This is a genomic window from Acidobacteriota bacterium (assembly GCA_039030395.1).
Classification (GTDB): Bacteria; Acidobacteriota; Thermoanaerobaculia; order Multivoradales; family JBCCEF01; genus JBCCEF01.
The window spans coordinates 49,718-69,342 of record JBCCEF010000010.1 but is presented as its reverse complement, the minus strand read 5'-3'; the positions used below and the strand labels follow the sequence as shown (position 1 = coordinate 69,342).

The 19,625-nt window shown below is 66.6% G+C and carries 14 protein-coding genes; 6 read left to right on the top strand and 8 right to left on the bottom strand.

What is annotated here, in order from left to right:
• Positions 1-52: 52 nt before the first annotated feature.
• The 3 genes from AAF481_11515 to AAF481_11505 all read right to left on the bottom strand — a co-directional run bounded on the left by AAF481_11515 (position 53) and on the right by AAF481_11505 (position 5,347).
• Positions 53-4,420 carry a M36 family metallopeptidase gene (locus tag AAF481_11515; GenBank protein MEM7481793.1) on the bottom strand — a complete coding sequence of 1,456 codons (4,368 nt, stop codon included), beginning with the start codon at positions 4,418-4,420 and terminating at the stop codon, positions 53-55.
• 346 nt (positions 4,421-4,766) lie between these two features.
• Positions 4,767-5,141 (bottom strand): type II toxin-antitoxin system VapC family toxin, encoded by a 375-nt coding sequence (locus AAF481_11510; GenBank protein MEM7481792.1) that lies wholly within the window; start codon positions 5,139-5,141, stop codon positions 4,767-4,769.
• Positions 5,138-5,347: an AbrB/MazE/SpoVT family DNA-binding domain-containing protein gene (locus tag AAF481_11505; protein ID MEM7481791.1), complete on the bottom strand. Its 210-nt coding sequence runs from the start codon at positions 5,345-5,347 to the stop codon at positions 5,138-5,140. Before AAF481_11505 ends, AAF481_11510 begins: the two co-directional genes overlap by 4 nt.
• Before the next feature lie 132 nt (positions 5,348-5,479).
• Between AAF481_11505 and AAF481_11500 the strand changes: the two genes are divergently transcribed.
• The 3 genes from AAF481_11500 to AAF481_11490 all read left to right on the top strand — a co-directional run bounded on the left by AAF481_11500 (position 5,480) and on the right by AAF481_11490 (position 7,375).
• Entirely contained in the window at positions 5,480-5,887 is a 408-nt protein-coding gene (locus AAF481_11500) for a DUF3224 domain-containing protein (GenBank protein MEM7481790.1), read from the top strand.
• Between the two features lie 4 nt (positions 5,888-5,891).
• On the top strand, positions 5,892-6,323 hold the full coding sequence (locus AAF481_11495) for a DUF6010 family protein (protein MEM7481789.1): 432 nt from the start codon (positions 5,892-5,894) through the stop codon (positions 6,321-6,323).
• Between the two features lie 116 nt (positions 6,324-6,439).
• Complete coding sequence (locus AAF481_11490) at positions 6,440-7,375, top strand: branched-chain amino acid transaminase (GenBank protein ID MEM7481788.1); 936 nt, start codon at positions 6,440-6,442, stop codon at positions 7,373-7,375.
• A 5-nt stretch (positions 7,376-7,380) separates the two neighbouring features.
• Here the strand turns inward: AAF481_11490 and AAF481_11485 are convergent, their stop codons facing one another.
• The 4 genes from AAF481_11485 to rsgA all read right to left on the bottom strand — a co-directional run bounded on the left by AAF481_11485 (position 7,381) and on the right by rsgA (position 13,487).
• Positions 7,381-8,937 carry a tetratricopeptide repeat protein gene (locus tag AAF481_11485; protein ID MEM7481787.1) on the bottom strand — a complete coding sequence of 519 codons (1,557 nt, stop codon included), beginning with the start codon at positions 8,935-8,937 and terminating at the stop codon, positions 7,381-7,383.
• 23 nt (positions 8,938-8,960) lie between these two features.
• Positions 8,961-10,172, bottom strand: a complete 1,212-nt coding sequence (locus AAF481_11480; GenBank protein MEM7481786.1) for a crosslink repair DNA glycosylase YcaQ family protein — start codon at positions 10,170-10,172, stop codon at positions 8,961-8,963.
• Between the two features lie 51 nt (positions 10,173-10,223).
• Positions 10,224-12,248, bottom strand: coding sequence for a S9 family peptidase (locus tag AAF481_11475; GenBank protein MEM7481785.1), 2,025 nt, complete (start codon positions 12,246-12,248; stop codon positions 10,224-10,226).
• Between the two features lie 147 nt (positions 12,249-12,395).
• Positions 12,396-13,487 carry a ribosome small subunit-dependent GTPase A gene (gene rsgA, locus AAF481_11470; GenBank protein MEM7481784.1) on the bottom strand — a complete coding sequence of 364 codons (1,092 nt, stop codon included), beginning with the start codon at positions 13,485-13,487 and terminating at the stop codon, positions 12,396-12,398.
• Positions 13,488-13,799: 312 nt separating this feature from the next.
• Between rsgA and AAF481_11465 the strand changes: the two genes are divergently transcribed.
• Genes AAF481_11465 through selB form a run of 3 tightly spaced genes read left to right on the top strand, consistent with a single transcriptional unit; the run spans position 13,800 to position 18,348 of the window.
• Positions 13,800-14,993 (top strand): TraB/GumN family protein, encoded by a 1,194-nt coding sequence (locus tag AAF481_11465; GenBank protein ID MEM7481783.1) that lies wholly within the window; start codon positions 13,800-13,802, stop codon positions 14,991-14,993.
• 12 nt (positions 14,994-15,005) lie between these two features.
• Positions 15,006-16,412, top strand: coding sequence for an L-seryl-tRNA(Sec) selenium transferase (gene selA / locus AAF481_11460; GenBank protein ID MEM7481782.1), 1,407 nt, complete (start codon positions 15,006-15,008; stop codon positions 16,410-16,412).
• A gap of 10 nt (positions 16,413-16,422) precedes the next feature.
• Positions 16,423-18,348, top strand: a complete 1,926-nt coding sequence (gene selB, locus AAF481_11455; GenBank protein MEM7481781.1) for a selenocysteine-specific translation elongation factor — start codon at positions 16,423-16,425, stop codon at positions 18,346-18,348.
• Here the strand turns inward: selB and AAF481_11450 are convergent.
• On the bottom strand, positions 18,345-19,595 hold the full coding sequence (locus tag AAF481_11450) for a threonine/serine exporter family protein (GenBank protein MEM7481780.1): 1,251 nt from the start codon (positions 19,593-19,595) through the stop codon (positions 18,345-18,347). The genes selB and AAF481_11450 overlap by 4 nt on opposite strands.
• Positions 19,596-19,625: the final 30 nt, after the last annotated feature.

The window sequence follows — 19,625 nt, the reverse complement described above, 5'->3', positions numbered from 1 at the left end:
AGAGAATCCCGGGATCCGCCGAAGCGGTCCCGGAATCCTCGCTAGCGCCTACCTACGGGGAAGGGCAGATCGACAGGTCGTCGATTCCCGCCTCGACCAAGTCGCCATCGGCGGTGGCATCGGCCACCTGCACCCGCAGCATCACCGACGAGCCGGCGGGAATCGCCGACGTTGCCTCGGTCCATGCCGCGTTGCTGGTGACGTCGCCGAGATCGACGATCGACGTGTAGCTGGAGCCACCGTTGGTGGACACCTCCAAGCGGAAAAGGTCTCCCGCGTCGTCCCCGGCATCGCGCTGACCGTGGAAGTACCAAACGCGCAACACCGACGCCTCGGCCACCGAGAACACCGGCGACTCGAGGATGCAGGTGCCGCCATCCACGTCGGCATTGCCGGCGCTGGTGTTGGTCGCCGTGAAGATGGCGTTGCCGGACCCGGTGGTGTGGTCACCGCCGACCTGGGTGGTCACCCCGCCGTTGGTCTGCTGGGTCGGCGTACCCACCACGAAGTCACCGGTGGTACAGGTCGCCGCAGCGCCATTGATCCAGGCGGCAGCGCCACCCTCGAAATCATCGTTGACGGCGCAACCCACCGGCACGTCCTCGTAGATCCGCACGTTGCGGAACCGGCTGTCGTTGGTCAGCGCTCCGGCATCCTTGTCGTTGACCAGCACCAAACGCAACCCGCTGCCGGTGTAGTACTGCCCCACCGGAATCGAATAGGTGACGAAACCACTGCCCGCGACGTAATTATCGAAGTCGTGGTTGGCGCTCCCCCAGTTCTGGGTGCCGTGCACCTGGAACACCCGGACAGCGTTGCTGATGGTGTCGTCCTCGTCGAAGCCGATGCCGTGGATCTCACCCTCGTCGGTGGACGAGAAGTCGAACTCCAGCACCGTGTTGGAGGTGACGGTGAAGGTATCCGTCGTCCGCCGCCAGGTGTTCTGCTCCAGCAGCAAGGTATCTCCGCCGTCCTCCACCGTCACGTCGGCGCTGGCGTCCTGCGTCGAGTACGACACCGTGCCGGTGACGCTCCAGTCGATGCAGTCGGAGCAACCCGGGGTGTCCGCATTGACCGTCACGCTGACCGTGTCGGAGCCGGTGGCACCGCCACTGTCGGTGACCGAGGCGGTCACCGTGTGAGCACCCACGGACAGCGACGAGGTCGAGAACGAACCACCGGCACCGATCACGCCGTCCAGGTTCGAACTCCAGGACAACGAACCCGTCAAGGTGCCGTCCTCGGTGTCCGTCGCCGTGCCGGTGAAGGTCACCGAAGTGCCCTCGGTCACCGTCGTCGGATCCGCCGGCGACGAAATGTTGACGTTCGGCACGTCGTTGGTCGGCGCGTTGACCGTGACGGTCACCGTGTCGGAACCCGAGAGGCTGCCGCTGTCGGTCACCGAAGCGGTCACCGTGTGGGTGCCGATGGAGAGCGACGAGGTCGAGAACGAACCGCCGGAACCAATGGCGCCGTCCAGGTTCGAGCTCCAGGACAGCGAACCCGTGAGGGTACCGTCCTCGGCGTCCGTCGCGGTGCCGGTGAAGGTCACCGAAGCGCCTTGCGTCACGGTGGTCGGATCCGCCGGCGAAGAGATGGTCACCGTCGGCGGGGTGTTCGACGGCGTGCACGGCGAATCCCCGGTCACCACCACATCGTCGACGAACCAGCCGATCTGATCGTTGTCGACGTTATCGCTGGTATCGAAGGTGAAACGCACCTGAATGCTCTGACCGGCGAAGGCACTCAGCGAGATCGCACCGCTCGACTCCCACACGGAGGTCGATGCGTCCGACGAATCGAGGGCGAACACCGTCGTCGCCCCACTGCCGGTGACAATCTCGACCACCGTCGAATCAAAGGCTCCGCTGAAGCTCTCCACCTGACGGAGATACTGGAAGGTCAGGGTCGACGACGCGGTGATCCCGGTGATCACCGGCGAGGTCAAGGAGCCGCTGTTGGCGGCGCCGGAGTCGTAGTTGCAGGTCGAATCCTGGCCATAGTAGAAGGCGTTGACCGGCGAGGTGTAGCCGTTCTGCGGGCTGGCGCAGGTCGAATTGGTCGCCACGTGCCACAGGCCGGAGGTGGTCCAGCCAGCGACGCTGCCTTCGAAATCGTCGTTCAGGCCACCGCCGGTGCCGCTGTCGACGGTCACCGTGGCGGAATCCTGAGCGGAACCACAGGTGGTCGTCGCCGTCACCGTGTAGGTGGTCGAAGTCGACGGGCTGACGGAGATCTGAGCCGTCGACTGACCGCCCGGCGCCCAGCTATAGCTGTGTCCGGCAAGGGCCGGAGTGCCGACCGTCGCCGAGTCGCCCAGGCAGATGGACTGGTCCGGGCCGGCATCGGCCACCGCCGAAGGCTGACAGGCGCAGGAAGCCGGCACCGCGAAGCCGTTGGTCGGGTTGGTCGAGCCGGAGCCGCCGGAGACGGCATCCTCGCCTAGGCCGAAGGCCGCGAAGGTCTCCCAGATCAGGCAAACATCGGCGCCGCCGAAATTGTCCGTCGCCGCCTGGATGATGCCGTCTCGATTGTCGACGAAGGTCGGCGAGCAGGCGGTGTTCTTCAGTCCCTCGTTGAAGTAGAACATCGCCCGCTGGTTGCCGGAGCCGCCGGAGGCGTCGTAGAGGTCCGGATCGAAGCCGTACTGATCCACCAGCGCCCAATACACCTCCCAGTACGCCTGCGCCCACACCTCGCCGACGCCGTGCGGGATCGCCATCCCCTGGATCGACTCGTAGGTGTGGTTGTTGACCGCGGGATTGGTGGAGTAGCGCTGGGTGCGAATGCCGGCGCCGGACGTCGGTTGATTGAGGGCGTAGGTGCCGATACCGCGCGGGTCCGTGCCCTGATCGCCCACTTCGTGGGTGTACATCAACGACATCAGGTCGCTCCAGCCCTCACCGGCCTGCTGGTTGTTGTTCAAGCAGCTCGAATTGGACGGACCACCGACCTGACGGATCGACACGCCGTGGCCGAACTCGTGGGCCATGATGCCGTTGTCGAGATCGCCGTCCCGGTCCGGGTTCGGCGAGGTCCAGAGGCACATCAGCATGGCGCCGTTGCCGCCATCCGGCGGAGTCGAGAAGAACGCGTTGTTCGGGCACCGGAAGTTGCCCGACTGCACCGACACATTGACGTAGTCGCCACCGGCGCCGCCGTTGCCGAAGTTGTTCTGCTGGAAGTTACCGGCCGCCTCGTCGAAACCGTAGAGGTACTGGATGTCGTGCAGGATGTTGTTCCAGTAGAAGGCATTTGCCGTCGCCGCCGGCTGGTACTGGCTCGGCGCTTGATTGAGGTTGATCGAGAAGTCGCAATCCAGCGACGCCCCGCAGCTCGTCTCCGAAGCGGGAGGTGCGCCGTTGCCGTCGGTGTCCGGGAAGGCGTGGGCGTTGTTGCCGCGCATGATCGTGTAGCTGGTGGTCCCGGTATCGTGCCAGCCGAGGGGCGATGCAGCGGTGGACGCCGGATCCGATACCAGGGTGCGGCCGTCGGCCGGCGGCACCGGCGAAACGTGGCTCGGCGACTCGGCCGGAATCGGGTAGACCCGGTAACTGTCGCTGCGGGTCCAGTCGAAGCGGGTCCACACCCTGCCGTCGTGCGCATCGATATTGAAGTCATAGTGGTGTATGCCGTCCGGCGTGCGCACGTTGAAGTTCCACACCAGCCGCGCCTCACCGCGTCGGACCGGCAACCACATCAGGCTTGCCTCAACCTCGTCCAAGGACACACCCCGGGCCCGCAGGCGAGTGGTCTGACGCACTCCGTTCGGGCGGGTCAGCGCGCGAATGTCCACCGGCAGCCCCAGGTGCTCGGCGGCGATGCGGACGGCCTCGACGGCCCGCAGGCCGGGCTGTGCCCGGTTGACGGCCAAGGCCAGCTTCGGCAAGAAGGAGTTGTTGACGCCGAGAATTCGCCCTTCGCGGTTGACGTTGACGTGGAGCTGGCCGTTGTAGACCGGAATGCCCTGATGGACCTGGCGCAGGTAGACGTGACTGGCACCAGTCACCCGGCTGGGCACCAGATCCGTCAGCTCGTGGCCGGCGAAATCGCTCCCGTCGAGCCCGAGGAGTCCGAGCTGAGTCTGGAGATAGTCCTTGGCGATCGCCAGCGGCTCACCGCTGCGAGGACCGGTTAGATAACCGGTCTGGTTGTAGACCGTGCGGGTGGCGCCCGTGGTCTCCTCGAAGGTGACGGCCATCTCCGGCACCGCGGCGCTCATCGCCGCGATTCTCTGCTGCTGGCCCGCCGTGGGGTCGACTTTGAAGGTTTGGTTGTAGCGCACCCGCGCATCGAAGTCGCGCAGGCTGTGGCCTTCACCGGCGTCCGGGCCGACGGCCCAAAGCCCGCCGGTGAACAATAGCGCGGCCAGAGCCGCCACCACACTAAGGGTCTTTAGCGGAAAACTCGGTCGGTGCATTCAGTTGCCTCCAAGGAAATGAGCGGGAACCGGCCAACCAGGCCACGGGAAGTTCCCTACAAGGTCGCGCAAAGGAGTGAGCGGCCATCCCGCCGGCAGACTCAACCCCCTACAAGAAAATAGTGAAGCACGCATCAAGAAGCACACTCTCGGCAAGCGGCGCGTGACACCGTTCCATCCAGAACCCCGCCAAATCAGGCGGATTCCCTCATCAGCACTCCAACACAACAGCAGTTCCGCTGATTATTGAATAGGACCGGAAGCATCGTACCAGGTGATGACCGCATGCGCAATGACGCACCGGCTCCAGTGCCGAGAAGCCCTCGTTCGCTGCCGCAGAATCTTTCTACGATTTAGCTAAGTAGACGACCCCTGGCAGGTGCTCGAAGTCAGCATCGCTGGTGATGACCGAAGCTTGATGGTGCAGGGCGGTCGCGTAGATCAGAGCGTCGGCCATCGCCAATCCGTGCTCCAGGCTCAGGTCACCGGCCTCCAGAGCCACCGTAGGCTGGAGCGAAACCACCATGGTTCCCGTAAGACGCGCGGCGACGATCAGAGCCTCTTCTTCCGACCGTGAACGCTTGATCCACTTGTAGACCTCATACAGCACTACCGTCGGAGTCAGGACTTTCGAGGGGTCTGCTAGGTACTCGGCATAGTGATCGGCAAGAGGACCATCGGAGAAGAACTCAAGCCAGCCAGAAGAATCGACCAGATTCACATTCGATCCTTCTTCTCCCGAACTCCTTCCGTCGGTATCCCGCGAAGAAACCCTCTCATTTCAGCGATGGGCCGATCCGGAACCAAGGTGATGAGACCGTTCTTGACGATCACGCCCAAGCGCTGACCCTTGAAAATAGGGACCTGTTGCCGAACTTCCTTGGGAATGACGACTTGAAACTTGGGGGAAACGGTGGTCTGAGCCATACACCCTCCTACGTTGCACCGATCGATCAACATATCGTAACACGATAAGTGAGGTCCACCGTGCCCAAGCGAGAACTGTCAGCCTGGTAGGCTGCAAGGGTCAGCACTTCCCCCACTGCGAAAGGAGCCCCCTTGACCGAAAATCCCAGCACCACCTTCGAGATCCGTTCCTGGAACGAAATCGCCTATTCCGAAGGCGACGATGGGCGGAAATTGACCCGGGCGCAGATCTCCAAGGGATTCTCGGGGGTGATCGAAGGTGAGGGCACCCTCGACTACCTGATGACCTACCGGCCGGACGGCTCGGCGAGTTTCGTCGGCCAGGAGCTGGTGACGGGCCAGGTCGGAGGCAGGGAGGGCTCTTTCGTGCTGCACCACGCCGGCAGCTACGCCAAGGGCATCGCCAGCGCCATCTGCACCGTGGTGCCGGGATCCGGGACCGGAGCATTGGCCGGCCTGCAGGGCGAAGGGACCTTCTCCACCGGGCACGCCGAGCGCCATGTTTTCGACTTCGAGTTCACCGTGGCGAAGCCTTCCTGACCCGATGGAGTCGGCGACGCTGTCTCATCTGCAGATCCTCTTCTGGCTGGTGGTCGGTGCCGCTCTGGCGGCGCTCTTCCTGCGTCTGGCCACCCTTCGCCGGCAGGGCAGCCGCGGAATCCTCGCCGTCGGCCTGATGATCGCCGCCTGGATCTACGTGTTCTTCGGGGGCATCTCCGAGGCGGGTAGCGGGTGGTTGGCGATCGAGCTGGCCGGGGTCTTGCTGTTCAGCCTGTTTGCCCTGCTGGGAATTCGGCGCTCCGGCTATTGGCTCGCCGCCGGCTGGGGCCTTCATACGGTGTGGGACCTGGGTCTTCATTTCGTCGGTCCAGGGCGCTCCCTTGCGCCGGCCCGGTATGCCGTCGCCTGCCTGAGTTTCGACCTCGTCGTAAGTGCCTGGATTGTCTGGCGTTTACGGACGTCGTCGCGAAACTGACCCAGCGGCTCACCTTGAGCCTTTCGAGCCGGTCCGCCATACTGGTAGGCCGGAATCCGCTGGAATCACTCCCCTCGTAGGTCGAGAGGAATGTTGGAATAGGAGCGCAAACCCCGATGAACAAACGCGCCGAAGCGATCTGGCACAACGGCTCCCTGGTCCCCTGGGAGAACGCGACCTGCCACATCATGACCCACGGCCTGCATTACGGCACCTCGGTCTTCGAGGGCATCCGAGCCTACGAGACGCACCAGGGAACCTGCATCTTTCGCCTGCGCGACCACCTTCTGCGGCTGTTCGCCTCGGCCCGGATCTACCGCCTGGACATTCCCTGGAGCTTCGACGAGGTGTTCGACGCCTGTCGCGATGTGGTGACCGCCAACGACCTGGGCGCAGCCTATGTGCGACCGATCGCCTACCTGGGCGCCGGCGGCATCGGCCTGACCGGCCGGGGTTGCGAGGTGGAACTGGCCATTGCGGCCTTCCCTTGGGGCGCCTACCTGGGCGAAGAGTCCCACGCCCACGGCATCGACGTGGGGTTCTCTTCCTGGCAGCGCCCGCCGAGCAACGCCACCCCGCTGATGGCGAAGGCCGGCGGCCACTACTTGAGTTCCCGCCTGGTGTCGCAGGAAGCGCAGCGTCACGGCTACACCGAGGGTATTGCTCTGAATACCGCGGGCTTCGTCAGCGAAGGGGCAGGCGAGAATCTGTTTCTGGTGATCGGCGGCGAGCTGGTGACCCCGCCTCTGGCCGCCTCGGTGCTCTCTGGCATCACCCGCGCCACGGTCTTCCGCCTGGCCGCCGAGATCGGTATTCCGGTGCGCGAAGAGAACTTGATCCGCGAGCGGGTCTACGGCGCTGACGAGATGTTCTTGACCGGCACCGCCGCCGAGATCGTGCCGGTGCGCACCGTCGACGGCCTCGACATCGGCGACGGCCGGCCGGGGCCGATCACCCGCAAATTGCAGGAGATGTTCCGCGGAATCTTCGACGGCACGACGGAAGACCGCTGGGGCTGGCTGGACCCGGTCGCCGCCGCCGCCGAGGCGTAGCGGATCTAATGGTCACAGGTGGGAATGGCCTCGGATCCTGGCTCGGCATTCCGGCGGTAGCCTTCGAGTTGACCCATCGCCCGATGGGCCGCCGGAAAGTCTTCCACCTTGCACAGGGCCCGAATCAGCGACCGTAGGGTCCAAGCCCGTCCCGGAAAGCGCTCCAGCACCGCCTCGAACTCCTGGCGCGCCTCGGCCGGTCGTCCGAGGTTGAGCAGGCCTTCACCGAGCACCTCGCGGGTGGGCTTGGGAGGCATCGGCGGGCCGATCTCGTAGCTGCGGTTGTCTTCCGCGTCGGCCACCCGGCGCAGCAGCTCGATGCCCTCGTCGGACTGTCCCTTGTAGAGCAGCAATCGCCCTTCGAGCTGGCCCGCCAGAAAGGCCGCTTCGTCCCCCTCGGAGAGGTCTCCTGCGACTTCCTTGAGCCTGGCGAGGGCCGCCTCGGCCGCCGGCAGGTTGCCCTTGGACCAGCCCATGGTGCCGGCGGCGTAGAGATCCGCCGCCCGCACCAGCGAGGAATCGACCTTGCCCTCCACATCGCCTGGAGTCGACGGCCACTGGCCGGTTTCGACGCCGTGGCTCGCCCGCAAGTACGCGAGATGCCGCCAGCCCCGGGGATCGTCCTTGTCCTTCAGTTCCGCGACCAAGAACTCCAGCCGCTCGCGGGCGGAATTCCAGCGACCCTGCTGCAAAAGGGTGTAGTGCAACCAGTACAGAGCGTGGTCGTTGCGCCGGCCGCGGGCCGCCGCAGCGTCGAAGGAGTCGACGTTCGAGGCCGCCGATTCGTCCCACATCCCCAAGGCAAAGAAGATGTGCGACGGCATATGCAGAGCGTGCGGCGCGGAAGGCGCGACGTCGGCATACACCCGGGCCGCCCGCAAGCCGAGGGGACCATGGATGGGATCGTCGTAGGAGTGAATCAAGTAGTGCAGGGCACCGGGATGACGGGGATTTCGCCGATAGACCTCTTCGGCAATGGCAGCGGCGCGCATGTAGGTTGCAAAGTCGCGGTCGCCCTGGGCCGTGCCGAGGATCGCTAGGGCATACAGGCTGGCCGCCTCCTGGTCCTCCGGATAGCGCTCGACGAGACTCCCCATGGCCGCCGCGTAGGCCGCATCGCGCTCTTCCTTGGTACCCTCCCCGAAAAGTGCCTCGACCGCTTCCAGGTAGCCGCGCTCCCGCACCGTCGGGGCCTTCGAAAGGCGCGCCTCGCGGCCTTGTCCGAGCCGTTCGAGGGCACGGCGGCCGCGCTCCACGTCCTGCCGCACCCAGATCGGATGATGAAAGGTCAGCGCCTCGCCCCACACCGCCATGACGTAGTCCGGGTCGACCTCCAGGGCCTTCCGGAACTCGCTCCGGGCATCCTCGTACTCGAAGCTGTGGAGCCACAGCATGCCGCGCTCGAAGTGGCTCTGAGCGGCCGGCTCGCCGGAGGTGGGAAACTCGATATCGCCCAGGTCCCGCTGGGCCGCCGGTGTCCTGGCCGGCGACTCGGCGCAAGCGATGGCGGCGAACAGGAGGAGGGCAACGGAGAGGGCGAAGGGGCGGATCTTGGCGTTCATGGGCCGGAGGTTAGCAGGTGGGTTCAGTCATCGGCCACGGCCAGCGACAGAGCCTCACCGTGTCGTTCTAGAGCGGAGTCCATGGCCGAACGGTCCGCGGCCGTCGGCTTCGATCGCTCGAAATGCCGTGAGAGCACCCGCAGCCGCCCGGCGGCGTTCTCGGCCTTGAGATCCACCCGCCCGATCAACGAGTCACCGGCCAGAACGGGCAGGCAGAAGTATCCCCAGCGCCGTTGCGGCGCCGGTTTGAAGATCTCCAAGAGCTGCTCGAAACCGAACAGCGTCTGCACCCGCCCGCGATCCCACAACACCGGATCGAAGGGCGACAGCAAGACACCACGGCCGCGCCTCGGACGGAGGTCACCCAACCGATCGGCGAACTCCAGATCCTGCGGCCGGACCCAACCGATGGCGTCTGCCTTGCTCCGCCCCACCAGCAATCGGCAGGGAAGGATCCGCCCCTCGTCCGTCAACCGACGCAGGGCCGAATCGATGGCGGGCCGAAGACTCTTGAGCCGCCAGGTCGCGGCCAAGGTGCCGGTGGTAGCCCAACCGTGGCCGGCAAGGGCACGTTCCAACAAGATCGGCAGAGCGTCCTCCCGGCCCAGCGGCCGGCCTCGCAGCTCCTCGGGAATGACCCGCTCGGCGAGATCGTAGTGGCGCTGAAAAGCGCTCCGGCGACGGATCGCCAGGCGGCCGCAGGACCACAGCGCCGTAGCCACCTTGGCGGCGACCTTGAGGTTCCACCAGCCGGCACGATCGCCCTTGCGCCGGCCGCCCTCCTCGAAATCCGCCGAGCGCAGGGGGCCTTCCGCGGCAATACGCGCGATCAGCCCGTCGGCGACGTCCTGGTGCTTGCCGATCAAGTCTCCCCACCAGGGATGCCTCGCACACTCGCGACGGCGAAACTCGAAGGCCGGGTACAGCTCCAGCGGCAGCCAGCTCGCCTCGTGACCCCAGTACTCGAACAGCGGCTCGCCGGGTTCGAGCAGCCGCTCTCCGAGCGCCGGATCGAAGCCGGTGAGCCGCGAGAGCAGCACCAGCACATGACTGCGGGCGCCGGCGATCGAAACCGTATCGAGCTGTAGATAGCCGAATCGCCGGATCACTTTCAGCGCCGCGGCCCGACCGTAGCGGGCGCCGCGGGCGGGCATGCCGCTCCATGAGGGCTTGATCAGACCGGCTCTCAGCAGCGCCAGGCGACGGGCTTGGCGCTGGGTGAGAGTGGCGGTCATCTCGAGAAGGAACGGACGGAGCCGGAATCGCTCCGCCCGTCGGGGTGGTGGCTAGCGGGCGGCTTTGTCCATCGCACCCGATTCCTCGCCGCCTTCGCCGAGGAGGTGCTGCTGCAGGAACAGCACCGTCGCGCTGGCGTAGTAGTCGCGGTTGCCCTTCTTGCGGAAGCCGTGGCCTTCGTCCTTCGCCAGCAGGTACCAGACGTCGCCACCGTTCTTGCGGATCTCCTCCACCATCTGCTCACTCTCGGTCACCGGTACGCGGGGATCATTCAAGCCCTGCACGATGAACATCGGCTTGGTGATTTTGTCCGCCTGGTTGTTGGGCGAGATCTTCTGCAGGAAGTCGTGCATCTCCTGGTCGCGCTCGTCGCCGTACTCGACCCGGCGCAGGTCCCGCCGGTAGTCCTGGGTGTTCTTCAGGAAGGTGACGAAGTTGCTGATGCCGACGATGTCGATGCCAGCGCGCAGCCGGTCGTTGTAGTGCACCATCGAGGCAAGCACCATATAGCCGCCGTAGCTGCCGCCCATCACCGCCATGCGTGAAGCGTCGAGTTCCGGCTGTGCCTCGATCCAGTCGAGCAGAGCGCCGATGTCCTTGACGGAGTCCTCGCGCTTGAAGCCGTTGTCGAGCAGCAGATAGCTCTTGCCGTAACCCGAGGAGCCGCGCACGTTGGGCACCACCACGGCGATGCCCAACTCCTCCATCAGGAACGGCACGGAGGAGTTGAAGAAGGGCCGCGCCTGGCCCTCCGGACCGCCGTGGATTTGGATCAGCACCGGATGCGGGCCGGGGCCCTTCGGCCGGTAGTAGAAAGCGGGGATCATGCGCGGCTCGCCGCCCACCTCGTCAAAGGTCGGGAATTCGACCAGCTCCGGGCTGGTGAAGGTCTCAGTGTCGAGCCCGCCGACTTCCGAGTAGGTCCAGCGCTCCAGAGCGTTGTTCTCGAAGTCAATCGAGTAGACGTCGCCGGGCGTCTGCGGCGAACTGACGATGAAGCCCAGCTTATCGCCCGCGGGGTTGAACTCCAGACCGACCACCTGGCCGGTCGGCAGGGCGGGAATCTCGACCGGCGAGAAATCTTCCGTCCTGCGAACGTGCAGGCGCGAAATGCCGCCCTCGTTGACGGTGAAGGCCAAAAGCTCACCGTCGGCGGACAGGTTGATGCTGCCGACATCCCACGGAATATCGCCGGTCAGTACCTTGCTCTCGCCGCTTTCAATGTCGTAATAGCGGAGCTGTTCGAACTCAGCGTCGAGGTCCGTCGAGAAGTAGATGCCCTTGCCGTCCTTCGAGAAGGTCGCACCGCCGTAGGCCACCCTCTCATCGCTCGGATTCAGCTCCGTCAGCTTGCCCGAGGCGAGGTCCAGCATGTGGGGGTAGGACTCGTTGGCGGAGACCAAGCGGATCACCAGGAGCTTGTCGCCATTCGGCGAGAACTCAATCGGAGCCCAGGTCTTGCCCTCTTCGAGCACCGCCTGCGACGTGCCGTCGGTGATGTCTCCGAGATAGATGTCCCAGTCGGTGCCGTTGCGGCGGGTGGTGAAGTAGGCGTAGCGCTGGCCATCGTCGGACCACACCGCACCGCCATTGCGCGACTTGCCGTCGGACAGCATGCGGTAGTCGCCGGTCGCCAGATCGAAGAAGAAGAGCTGGAAGAACTCCGAACCACCGACGTCCTTCTGGAACAGGAAGCCGTTGACTTCGGCGTCGGAACTCAGGGAGGCGCCGCCCACCGGCTCGTCGAAGAATGTGAGTTGGCGCCGTGCCCCTCCGGGCTCCCGGACCCAGTGGATCTGGCTGGTCTCGCCGAAACGGGTGGAGACCAAGATCCCCTTGCCGTCCGGATGCCAGCCCTGGAGGCCCGCGGAACGGGTGTTCTGGTAGCGCCGCAGACGATCCGTCAGTTCTTCCGGAATCTCCGGAATTCCCTCGATCACCAGATTGCCCTTCTCGATCCGCTCGACTTCGCTCGCGCCGGCGTGATGGTCCGCCAGCACCGGCACGCTGACGGCGAGCGCGGCAAGGGCCAGCACGATCAGCGCCTTGTGAATTCCAGCCTTCAGATGGTTCATCGCTTCTCCTGTTCGCTTCCGTTGTCCATGGGACATGACTTGTCGTGAGGAATACATGCCCTCCGCCATTGTACGATTCGGCCCGGGACCTTCCTCTATGCCAGCGCCGGAGAACGGTCTGGATGGGCTCGAAACCTGGCATTCCACCTATCGTTTGTGGCGATTCCCCTTGGTCGCTTTCGCCTCCTTGATGCGGTGGGCCAGCCACTTCTGTTTTTCGGCCAGCGCACCGCGGCCCTCCTCGCGCAATCGCTGGAAGGTCGCCTCGCGTTGCAGCTTTTCGTAACTACGCAGACGATCGTGGTCAAGTTCTTCGCTGGCGAGGGCAGCGGCCACGGCGCAGCCCGGCTCCCCCTGATGGGCGCAGTCCCGAAAACGGCACTCTTCCGCCAGGCGCTCTATGTCCTCGAATACGTCCTCCGGAACGGCGTCCTTACCCGCCGCCTCGTCCGGCGCCAGCATCCCGATCTCGCGCATCCCCGGCGTGTCGAGTAGCCAGCCGCCGTCGCGCGCCGCCAGCAGTTGCCGCCGGGTGGTGGTGTGGCGGCCGCGACCGTCACTTTCGCGGATCTCCCGCACCGCCTGCCGCGCCCCGTCCGTCAAGGCGTTGATCAGCGTGGACTTCCCAACTCCAGAAGAACCGAGGAGTGCCACCGTGCGACCGGCGCCGAGATATCCGCGGATCGCTTCCAGGCCGCGGTCTTCGAGCACGCTCACCACGTGGACCGGCACGCCCGGTGCGATGTCCTCGACGCGCTGGACCATCGGCTGCGGATCCGCCACCAGGTCGGCCTTCGACAACACCACCACCGGCCGGCAACCGCCGTTCCACACGAGCTGCAGATAGCGCTCCAGCCGGCGCTCGTTCAGGTCGCCGTTGAGGGAGGTCACGATCAGCACCGCATCGAGATTGGCCCCCACCACCTGGTTCTCGGTCTTGTCGCCGGGCGCCCGCCGAGCCACCCGGTTGCGCCGCGGCAAAACCGCCTGGATCAGCGCCGGGCCGGCGCCGTCGCCCCGCAGGACCACCCAATCGCCCACGGACGGCCGTTCCTCGCGGCGCTCGATGCGGTGGCGAAACCTGCCGGCGATTTCGCCCCAACGCTCTCCGGAGGGAGTCCACAGACGATAGATCCCGTTGCTTTCCGTCAAGATCCGGCCGAAGTCCATCCCGGCCTCGCCGTGTTGCGCCAAGGCCTCAGCCCATGTGGAGTCCCAGCCTAGATTCTCTGCGCCCATGTTCCATCTCTCCTACACAATCATCTCTTGCCCCGGATTCCCCAAGGGAGATTCCGGCGATATTCCTGCGCCCAGGGGATCAAGAAACTCCCTCAGGCGACGCTAGAAGGTCGCGAAAGAATGGCGGAGCGGACTGCCGGGATGATGTCGCGGCACGGCTCCGGAGCGATCGGACGACTCGCACGGGAGTCGTGGATCACTCAGTGGCGGGCAAGATCTTGCGTAGCGTACATATGGCGAGAGGGAGGTTACCACGGTGTCCAGTCCGACCTCACACCCTGCTAGGATCCGCGGCGACCCGGAGCCTGCCCCATGACCGAAGACCAAGCCACCGAAGAACCCTCCCAGGACGTCCATCGCCTCGCATCGGACGGCCGCCAGATCATCCTGATCGGAACCGCGCATATCTCTCAGGAGTCTGCCGACCTGGTCCACCAGGTGATCGAAGACGAACGGCCGGACCGGGTGTGCGTGGAACTGGACGAACGGCGTTTCGAGTCCCTCTCCCAGGAAACACGCTGGGAAAACCTAGACATCAAAGAGGTCATCCGCAACAAGCAGCTCAGCACCCTGCTGGTCAATCTGCTGCTCGGGGCCTACCAGAAGAAACTCGGCGGCCAGATCGGGGTCACCCCGGGTAGCGAGCTGCTGGCCGCGGCGAAGACCGCCCAAGCCTTGGGCATTCCGGTCGCCCTGTGCGACCGCGACATCCGGATCACCCTGCGGCGGGCTTGGCGCCGGGTGGGCTTTTTCAAGAAACTGTGGCTGATGGCCTCCATCGTCACCGGCCTGCTGGACGACATGGAGATCTCCGAGGAGCAGCTCCGCGAGATCCGCCAGAAGGACGTTCTCAACGAGATGATGGCGGAGCTGGGCCAGGCGATGCCGGCCCTGAAAGAGGTGCTGATCGACGAGCGCGACGTCTACCTGGCCGAGAAGATCCGCGACACCCCCGGCGACAAGCTGGTGGCGGTGGTCGGCGCCGGCCATGTGGCGGGCATGGTCGAAGTACTGCAAGCCACGGCCGAGGCGGATCTGGAAGAGCTGGAGGTGATCCCGCCGATCTCTCCGATCTGGAAATGGATCGGCTGGGGCATACCGGCGATGATCGTCGGCGCTATCGTCTACATCGGATTCCAGCAGGGCGGCGCCGCCGCCGGCGACAACATCGTCTACTGGATTCTCGCCAACGGCATCCCCAGCGCCATCGGCGCGGCCCTCGCCCTGGCGCACCCCCTCGCCATCGCCTCGGCCTTCCTGTCGGCGCCGCTCACCAGCCTGACGCCGGTGATCGGCGCCGGCTACGTGGTGGCCTTCGTCCAGGCCTACTTTCGGCCGCCAAAGGTCAAGGAATTCCAGTCCGTGGGGGACGACTTCATGCGCCCCAAGCGCTGGTGGGGCAACAAGTTGCTGCGCATCCTCCTGGTCTTTATCCTGACCGGCCTGGGCAGCATGCTCGGATCGGTGGTCGGCGGCTGGGAGATCCTCACCAATCTCTTCCAGTAACCTCTGCCTAGCATGACCCGAGCCGACCTCCTGCGCGCCATCCCCTCCGTCGACCGCCTGCTGGCGGAACCCGCTTTGGAAAGCCTGTTGGCGGACCACGGGCGCGGCGCGGTGCGGGCCGAGCTGCGTAGCCTGTTGACGGAATTGCGAGCTGCGGCAGACCTGGAGGCCGACCACCTGCGGCCGGAAGCACTGGCGGACCGCCTGGGGCTGCGTCTGGCCCACCGCTACTATGGCGAGGTGATCAACGCCACCGGCGTGATCCTCCACACCGGCCTCGGCCGCGCCCCGCTGGCAGATGCCGCAGCGGAACGTCTGGCCGCCGTCGCCGGTCGTGCCCAACGCCTGGAGATCGATCCCGACACCGGCGAGCGAGGGGGCCGCGACGAGGGCTGCGCCCGGCTCCTGCGGGAGTTGACCGGCTGCGAGGCGGCCACCGTCGTCAACAACAACGCCGGTGCCACCCTATTGATCCTCGCCGCCCTCGCCCGCGGCCGGGACGTGGTGCTGTCGCGCGGCGAGATGGTCGAAATCGGCGGCTCCTACCGTGTGCCGGACATCATGGAAGAAAGCGGTGCCATGCTCGCCGGCGTGGGCACCACCAACCGCACCCACGGCGACGACTACCGCCGGGCGATCGGCGACAACACCGGTCTGCTGCTCAAGGTGCATACCTCCAACTACCGCGTCGAAGGGTTCACCGGCGAAGTGGACATCGAGGAACTCGCCGCCATCGGGCGCGACGCCGGCGTGCCGGTGGTTCACGACCTGGGATCCGGCAGCCTGATCGATCTCGCCGTCCACAGCGCGGAACCGGCGCGGCGGGCGGCATTGGCCGGAGAACCGCGGGTCCAGCACTCGCTCGCCGCCGGCGCGGACCTGGTGTGCTTTAGCGGCGACAAGCTCGTCGGCGGTCCGCAAGCGGGGATCATCGCCGGCCGGCGCGAAGCGGTGGAGCGCTGCCGGCGTCACCCGCTGTTTCGCGCTCTGCGGCCGGGACGGCTGGTCTATGCGGCCTTGGAGGAAACCCTCCGCATCTTCCGGGCGGGCGACCAGGCGGCCCTGGCGGAGTTGCCCGTGCTGCGGCGCCTCGTGGCCGATCTGGCCGTTCTCGAAGAGCGGGCCAGAAGCCTCGCCGGCGAACTCTCGAATCTCATCGGTCTGCGGGCCGAAGCCGCGCCCAGCGTCGCCCGGGCCGGCAGCGGCTCGCTGCCCGCCCGCGACCTGCCGAGCTGGGCGGTTCGCCTGTCCGCCGAAGGCTACGATCTCAAGGCTCTCGCCCATCGCCTGCGCACCGGCCACCCGGCGATCTTCGGTCGCCTGCACGACGGCGCCCTGTGGCTCGACCTCTCCACCGTCGGCGCGGGCGAAATCTCCACCCTCGTCGCTCGCTGCCGCGCCAGCGTCGAGGCCCCCTGAGGCTGTGAGGATGCGGCGCGTCGTCGTAGGAACCGCCGGCCACGTCGACCACGGCAAGACCCGCCTGGTCGAGGCCCTGACGGGGATCGATTGCGACCGCTGGGCGGAAGAGAAAGAGCGCGGCATCACCATCGACCTCGGCTTCGCCCACCTGCGCGATCAAGGACCGGGCGAGGGGGACCTGCAGGTCGGTTTCGTCGACGTGCCGGGGCATCAGCGGTTCCTGCACAACGCGCTGGCGGGGATGGGCGGCATCCGCCTGCTGCTGCTGGTGGTCGCCGCCGACGAGGGGGTGATGCCGCAGACCCGCGAGCACGTGGCGATCTGCTCCCTCCTCGGCATCCCGGCGGCCCTGGTGGTGCTGACCAAAGCCGACCTGGCGAGCGAAGATGTCCTCGAACTGGCGGAACTGGAGGTCGAAGAACTGCTGGAATCGACGCCCTTCGCCGGCGCGCCGGTCCACCGGGTGTCGAGCCTCACCGGCGACGGGGTCGAGGAACTACGGCTGGCCATTCTCCTCCTCGGACGGCGCCACGCGGTGGAGCCACCGGCGGAGGACGCACCGGCCCGCCTGCCGGTGGATCGCGCCTTCCTCCTCACCGGCCTGGGAGTGGTAGTCACCGGCACCCTGACCAGCGGCCGCATCCAGCCGGGAGATACCCTCGAGACCCTGCCCGGTGGCCTTTCGGCGCGGGTCCGGGGGATCCAGGTACACGGCGAAGGGCGGGAAGAAGCGGTCGCCGGCGAACGCACCTCCCTACAGCTCACCGGCGTCGGCCTGGAGAAGGTCCCCCGGGGCACCCAACTCGCGACTCCGGAGACCTTCGAGAGCACCCGTTCCCTGGTCGCCCGGTTCACCCTGCTGGCCGATGCGCCCGCCCCCCTCGACGGCACCATGCCGGTACGGATCCATCTCTATGCCCAGGAAGTGGTCGGCCGCATGCGACCGTTGGAACCGCGGACCTTGCAGCCGGGTGAAGCCGGTATCGTGGAACTGCGGCTGGCGGCGCCGGTGGCCGCCATTCGGGGGGATCGCTTCATCGCCCGCCGCCCCTCCCCCGCCGCCACCCTTGGCGGCGGCATGATCCTCGACCCGCAGTGGCGCCGGCGCCGCCGGGCCGAGATGTTGGCGACCCTCGAAGGGCTGGCCGGGAACCACCGAAACGCCCTTCTCGCCTGGGTCGCCGGCGAGCGCGAGCGCGGCATCGAAACGGATCGCCTGGCGCGCCGCCTGGGCCAGCCGGCCGTCGCCGTCACCGAGGACCTGCGCGGAATGGCGGCGGAGGGCCGCTTGCTGGAGGTGGTGGGAACCGGCGGCAGGGAAAGCGCCTGGCTCGATCCCGGCTGCCTCGACCGGGCCGAAGAGCGCGCCCGGCGGGTGCTCGACACCTATTTCGCCCGCGATCCGATGGCCCGCGGCCTGCCAAAGGCCGAGGCGCTGAAGCGGATTCTGCCGGGAGTGGCGCCGACGGTGGCCGCCTTCCTGCTCGATCGCCTGGACAAGCGTGGGGTGTTGACGGCCGCCGGCGGCTTGATTCTACAGCCGGGCCGTGAGGTCACCCTCGAAGGCGACGCCAAAGCGCTGGCAGACTCCCTGGTGGAATTCTTGAACCGCGGCAAGGGTCCGGCGCCGGAGAATCCGGCGCTGGTCGCGAGCGCTCTCGAAGCCGAGGATTCCCCGTTCGAAACGGCCCTCCGCTTCCTGCTCGACGAGGGCACCGTTGTGCGCCTACCGGGCGGCATGATCCACACCGCCGCGGCCTTGAACGACCTGCGGCAAGATCTCGTCGCCAGCGGCTGGGAGCGCTTCTCGGTGCCGCAGTTCAAAGAGCGCTACGGCCTCTCCCGCAAGACCGCCCTGCCGCTGCTCGAACATCTGGACTCCATCGGCGTTACTCGCCGAGTCGGCGACGAGCGGCAGCTCGTGGGACGCTAGAGGGTCCTCTTGGGCGGCAGGAGCGCGTTCGCCAGCAGCAGCCCGGTGACAATTGCCGTCGCCACCAGCACCATCGAAAAAGCTGACTGAATCCCGCCGACGGTGTCGCGGTCCACCAACATCGACATGCCGCGGAAGCCGATCGAGCCGGGCACCAACATCAGCAATCCGGGAAGCTGCATCACCCCGGCCGGGCGATGCCGGAGGCGGGCGAACAGATTGCTGGCGAGGCCGACCACCAGCGCCGCCTGGAGCGCTCCCAGCTCCGGACCGAACAGCCGCGCTCCCTCGCGCCCGCTGTAAAGCGCCAGCACTCCGGCCAGCAGCAACCAGGGAAAGTCCCTGGGCCGGGCGCGAAAGATCACCGTCAAACCCAGAGCCGAGATCACCAACGCCAGCGGATCGGACCACCAGGGCATCGGCGCCGGCAACACCGTCGGCACCGCTCCCAGGACCGCCTCGACGGCACCGTTGCCCAGCGCCACGCCGAAGGCCATGGTGACGAAGAGCACCACCGTGCCGGCCAGCCGCGAACTGCCGGACACCAGATTGCCGGTGGCGAGTTCCCGCATCGCCACGGTCAGGGTGAGGCCCGGCAGCAAGACGATCAGGCCGGCCAACACCACAACAAAGAAGGAAACCTGGCCGGTGAAGATGGCCCCGCAAGCGGCCAGCGCCGACGCCGACGCCGCGGCGCCGAAGTCGTAGAGGCGGCCGGTGGTGGGATGGCGATCCGCCAGCACGGCCATCGCTCCCAGCACCAACCCCACCGTCCCGGCGGCCAGCATCTCCCACCAGGATCCGCCGAAGAAGCGCGCCGCGGCGCCGGAGGCGGCACCGAAGGCGAGGGTCGAAATCCACTCCCCGTAGCGCCGCGGCGCCTCGACGATGGCCCGCAGGCGGGACCCCGCCGAGCCCGGCGACACGCGATCGAGGAGCAGCCCGTCGAGCAGTTCGTCGAGCTGAGACAACTTCTCCAGGTTGAGACGACCGGGGGACAAACGCTCCAGCACCAGGCGTTGATCGGCACCGACGCCGAAGGCCGCGAACACCGAAGTCGGCGTGGCGAAGAACTGCGCCGTCTGGCCAAGCTTCTCCGCCACCCGCTCCAGCGCCTCTTCCAGGATGTGCGCCGGGCTGCCGTAGGTATGAAGTGCCCGCGCCAGGCGCATCAGCAGCTCGATCTCATAGCTGCGAACCGGCGACGGGTTCGACGGAGTGGGCACACGGTGCTTCGAGCGGCGCATGGCGGCGACGCTATCGAAAGGAGCGGGCGG

What these genes read in the sequence shown, in the direction of transcription:
- AAF481_11515 (MEM7481793.1), bottom strand. Translation starts at nt 4,420, where the DNA reads ATGCACCGACCGAGTTTTCCGCTAAAGACCCTTAGTGTGGTGGCGGCT.
- AAF481_11475 (MEM7481785.1), bottom strand. Translation starts at nt 12,248, where the DNA reads ATGAACCATCTGAAGGCTGGAATTCACAAGGCGCTGATCGTGCTGGCC.
- selA (MEM7481782.1), top strand. Translation starts at nt 15,006, where the DNA reads ATGACCCGAGCCGACCTCCTGCGCGCCATCCCCTCCGTCGACCGCCTG.
- AAF481_11465 (MEM7481783.1), top strand. Translation starts at nt 13,800, where the DNA reads ATGACCGAAGACCAAGCCACCGAAGAACCCTCCCAGGACGTCCATCGC.
- AAF481_11485 (MEM7481787.1), bottom strand. Translation starts at nt 8,937, where the DNA reads ATGAACGCCAAGATCCGCCCCTTCGCCCTCTCCGTTGCCCTCCTCCTG.
- AAF481_11450 (MEM7481780.1), bottom strand. Translation starts at nt 19,595, where the DNA reads ATGCGCCGCTCGAAGCACCGTGTGCCCACTCCGTCGAACCCGTCGCCG.
- rsgA (MEM7481784.1), bottom strand. Translation starts at nt 13,487, where the DNA reads ATGGGCGCAGAGAATCTAGGCTGGGACTCCACATGGGCTGAGGCCTTG.
- selB (MEM7481781.1), top strand. Translation starts at nt 16,423, where the DNA reads ATGCGGCGCGTCGTCGTAGGAACCGCCGGCCACGTCGACCACGGCAAG.
- AAF481_11505 (MEM7481791.1), bottom strand. Translation starts at nt 5,347, where the DNA reads ATGGCTCAGACCACCGTTTCCCCCAAGTTTCAAGTCGTCATTCCCAAG.
- AAF481_11495 (MEM7481789.1), top strand. Translation starts at nt 5,892, where the DNA reads ATGGAGTCGGCGACGCTGTCTCATCTGCAGATCCTCTTCTGGCTGGTG.
- AAF481_11490 (MEM7481788.1), top strand. Translation starts at nt 6,440, where the DNA reads ATGAACAAACGCGCCGAAGCGATCTGGCACAACGGCTCCCTGGTCCCC.
- AAF481_11480 (MEM7481786.1), bottom strand. Translation starts at nt 10,172, where the DNA reads ATGACCGCCACTCTCACCCAGCGCCAAGCCCGTCGCCTGGCGCTGCTG.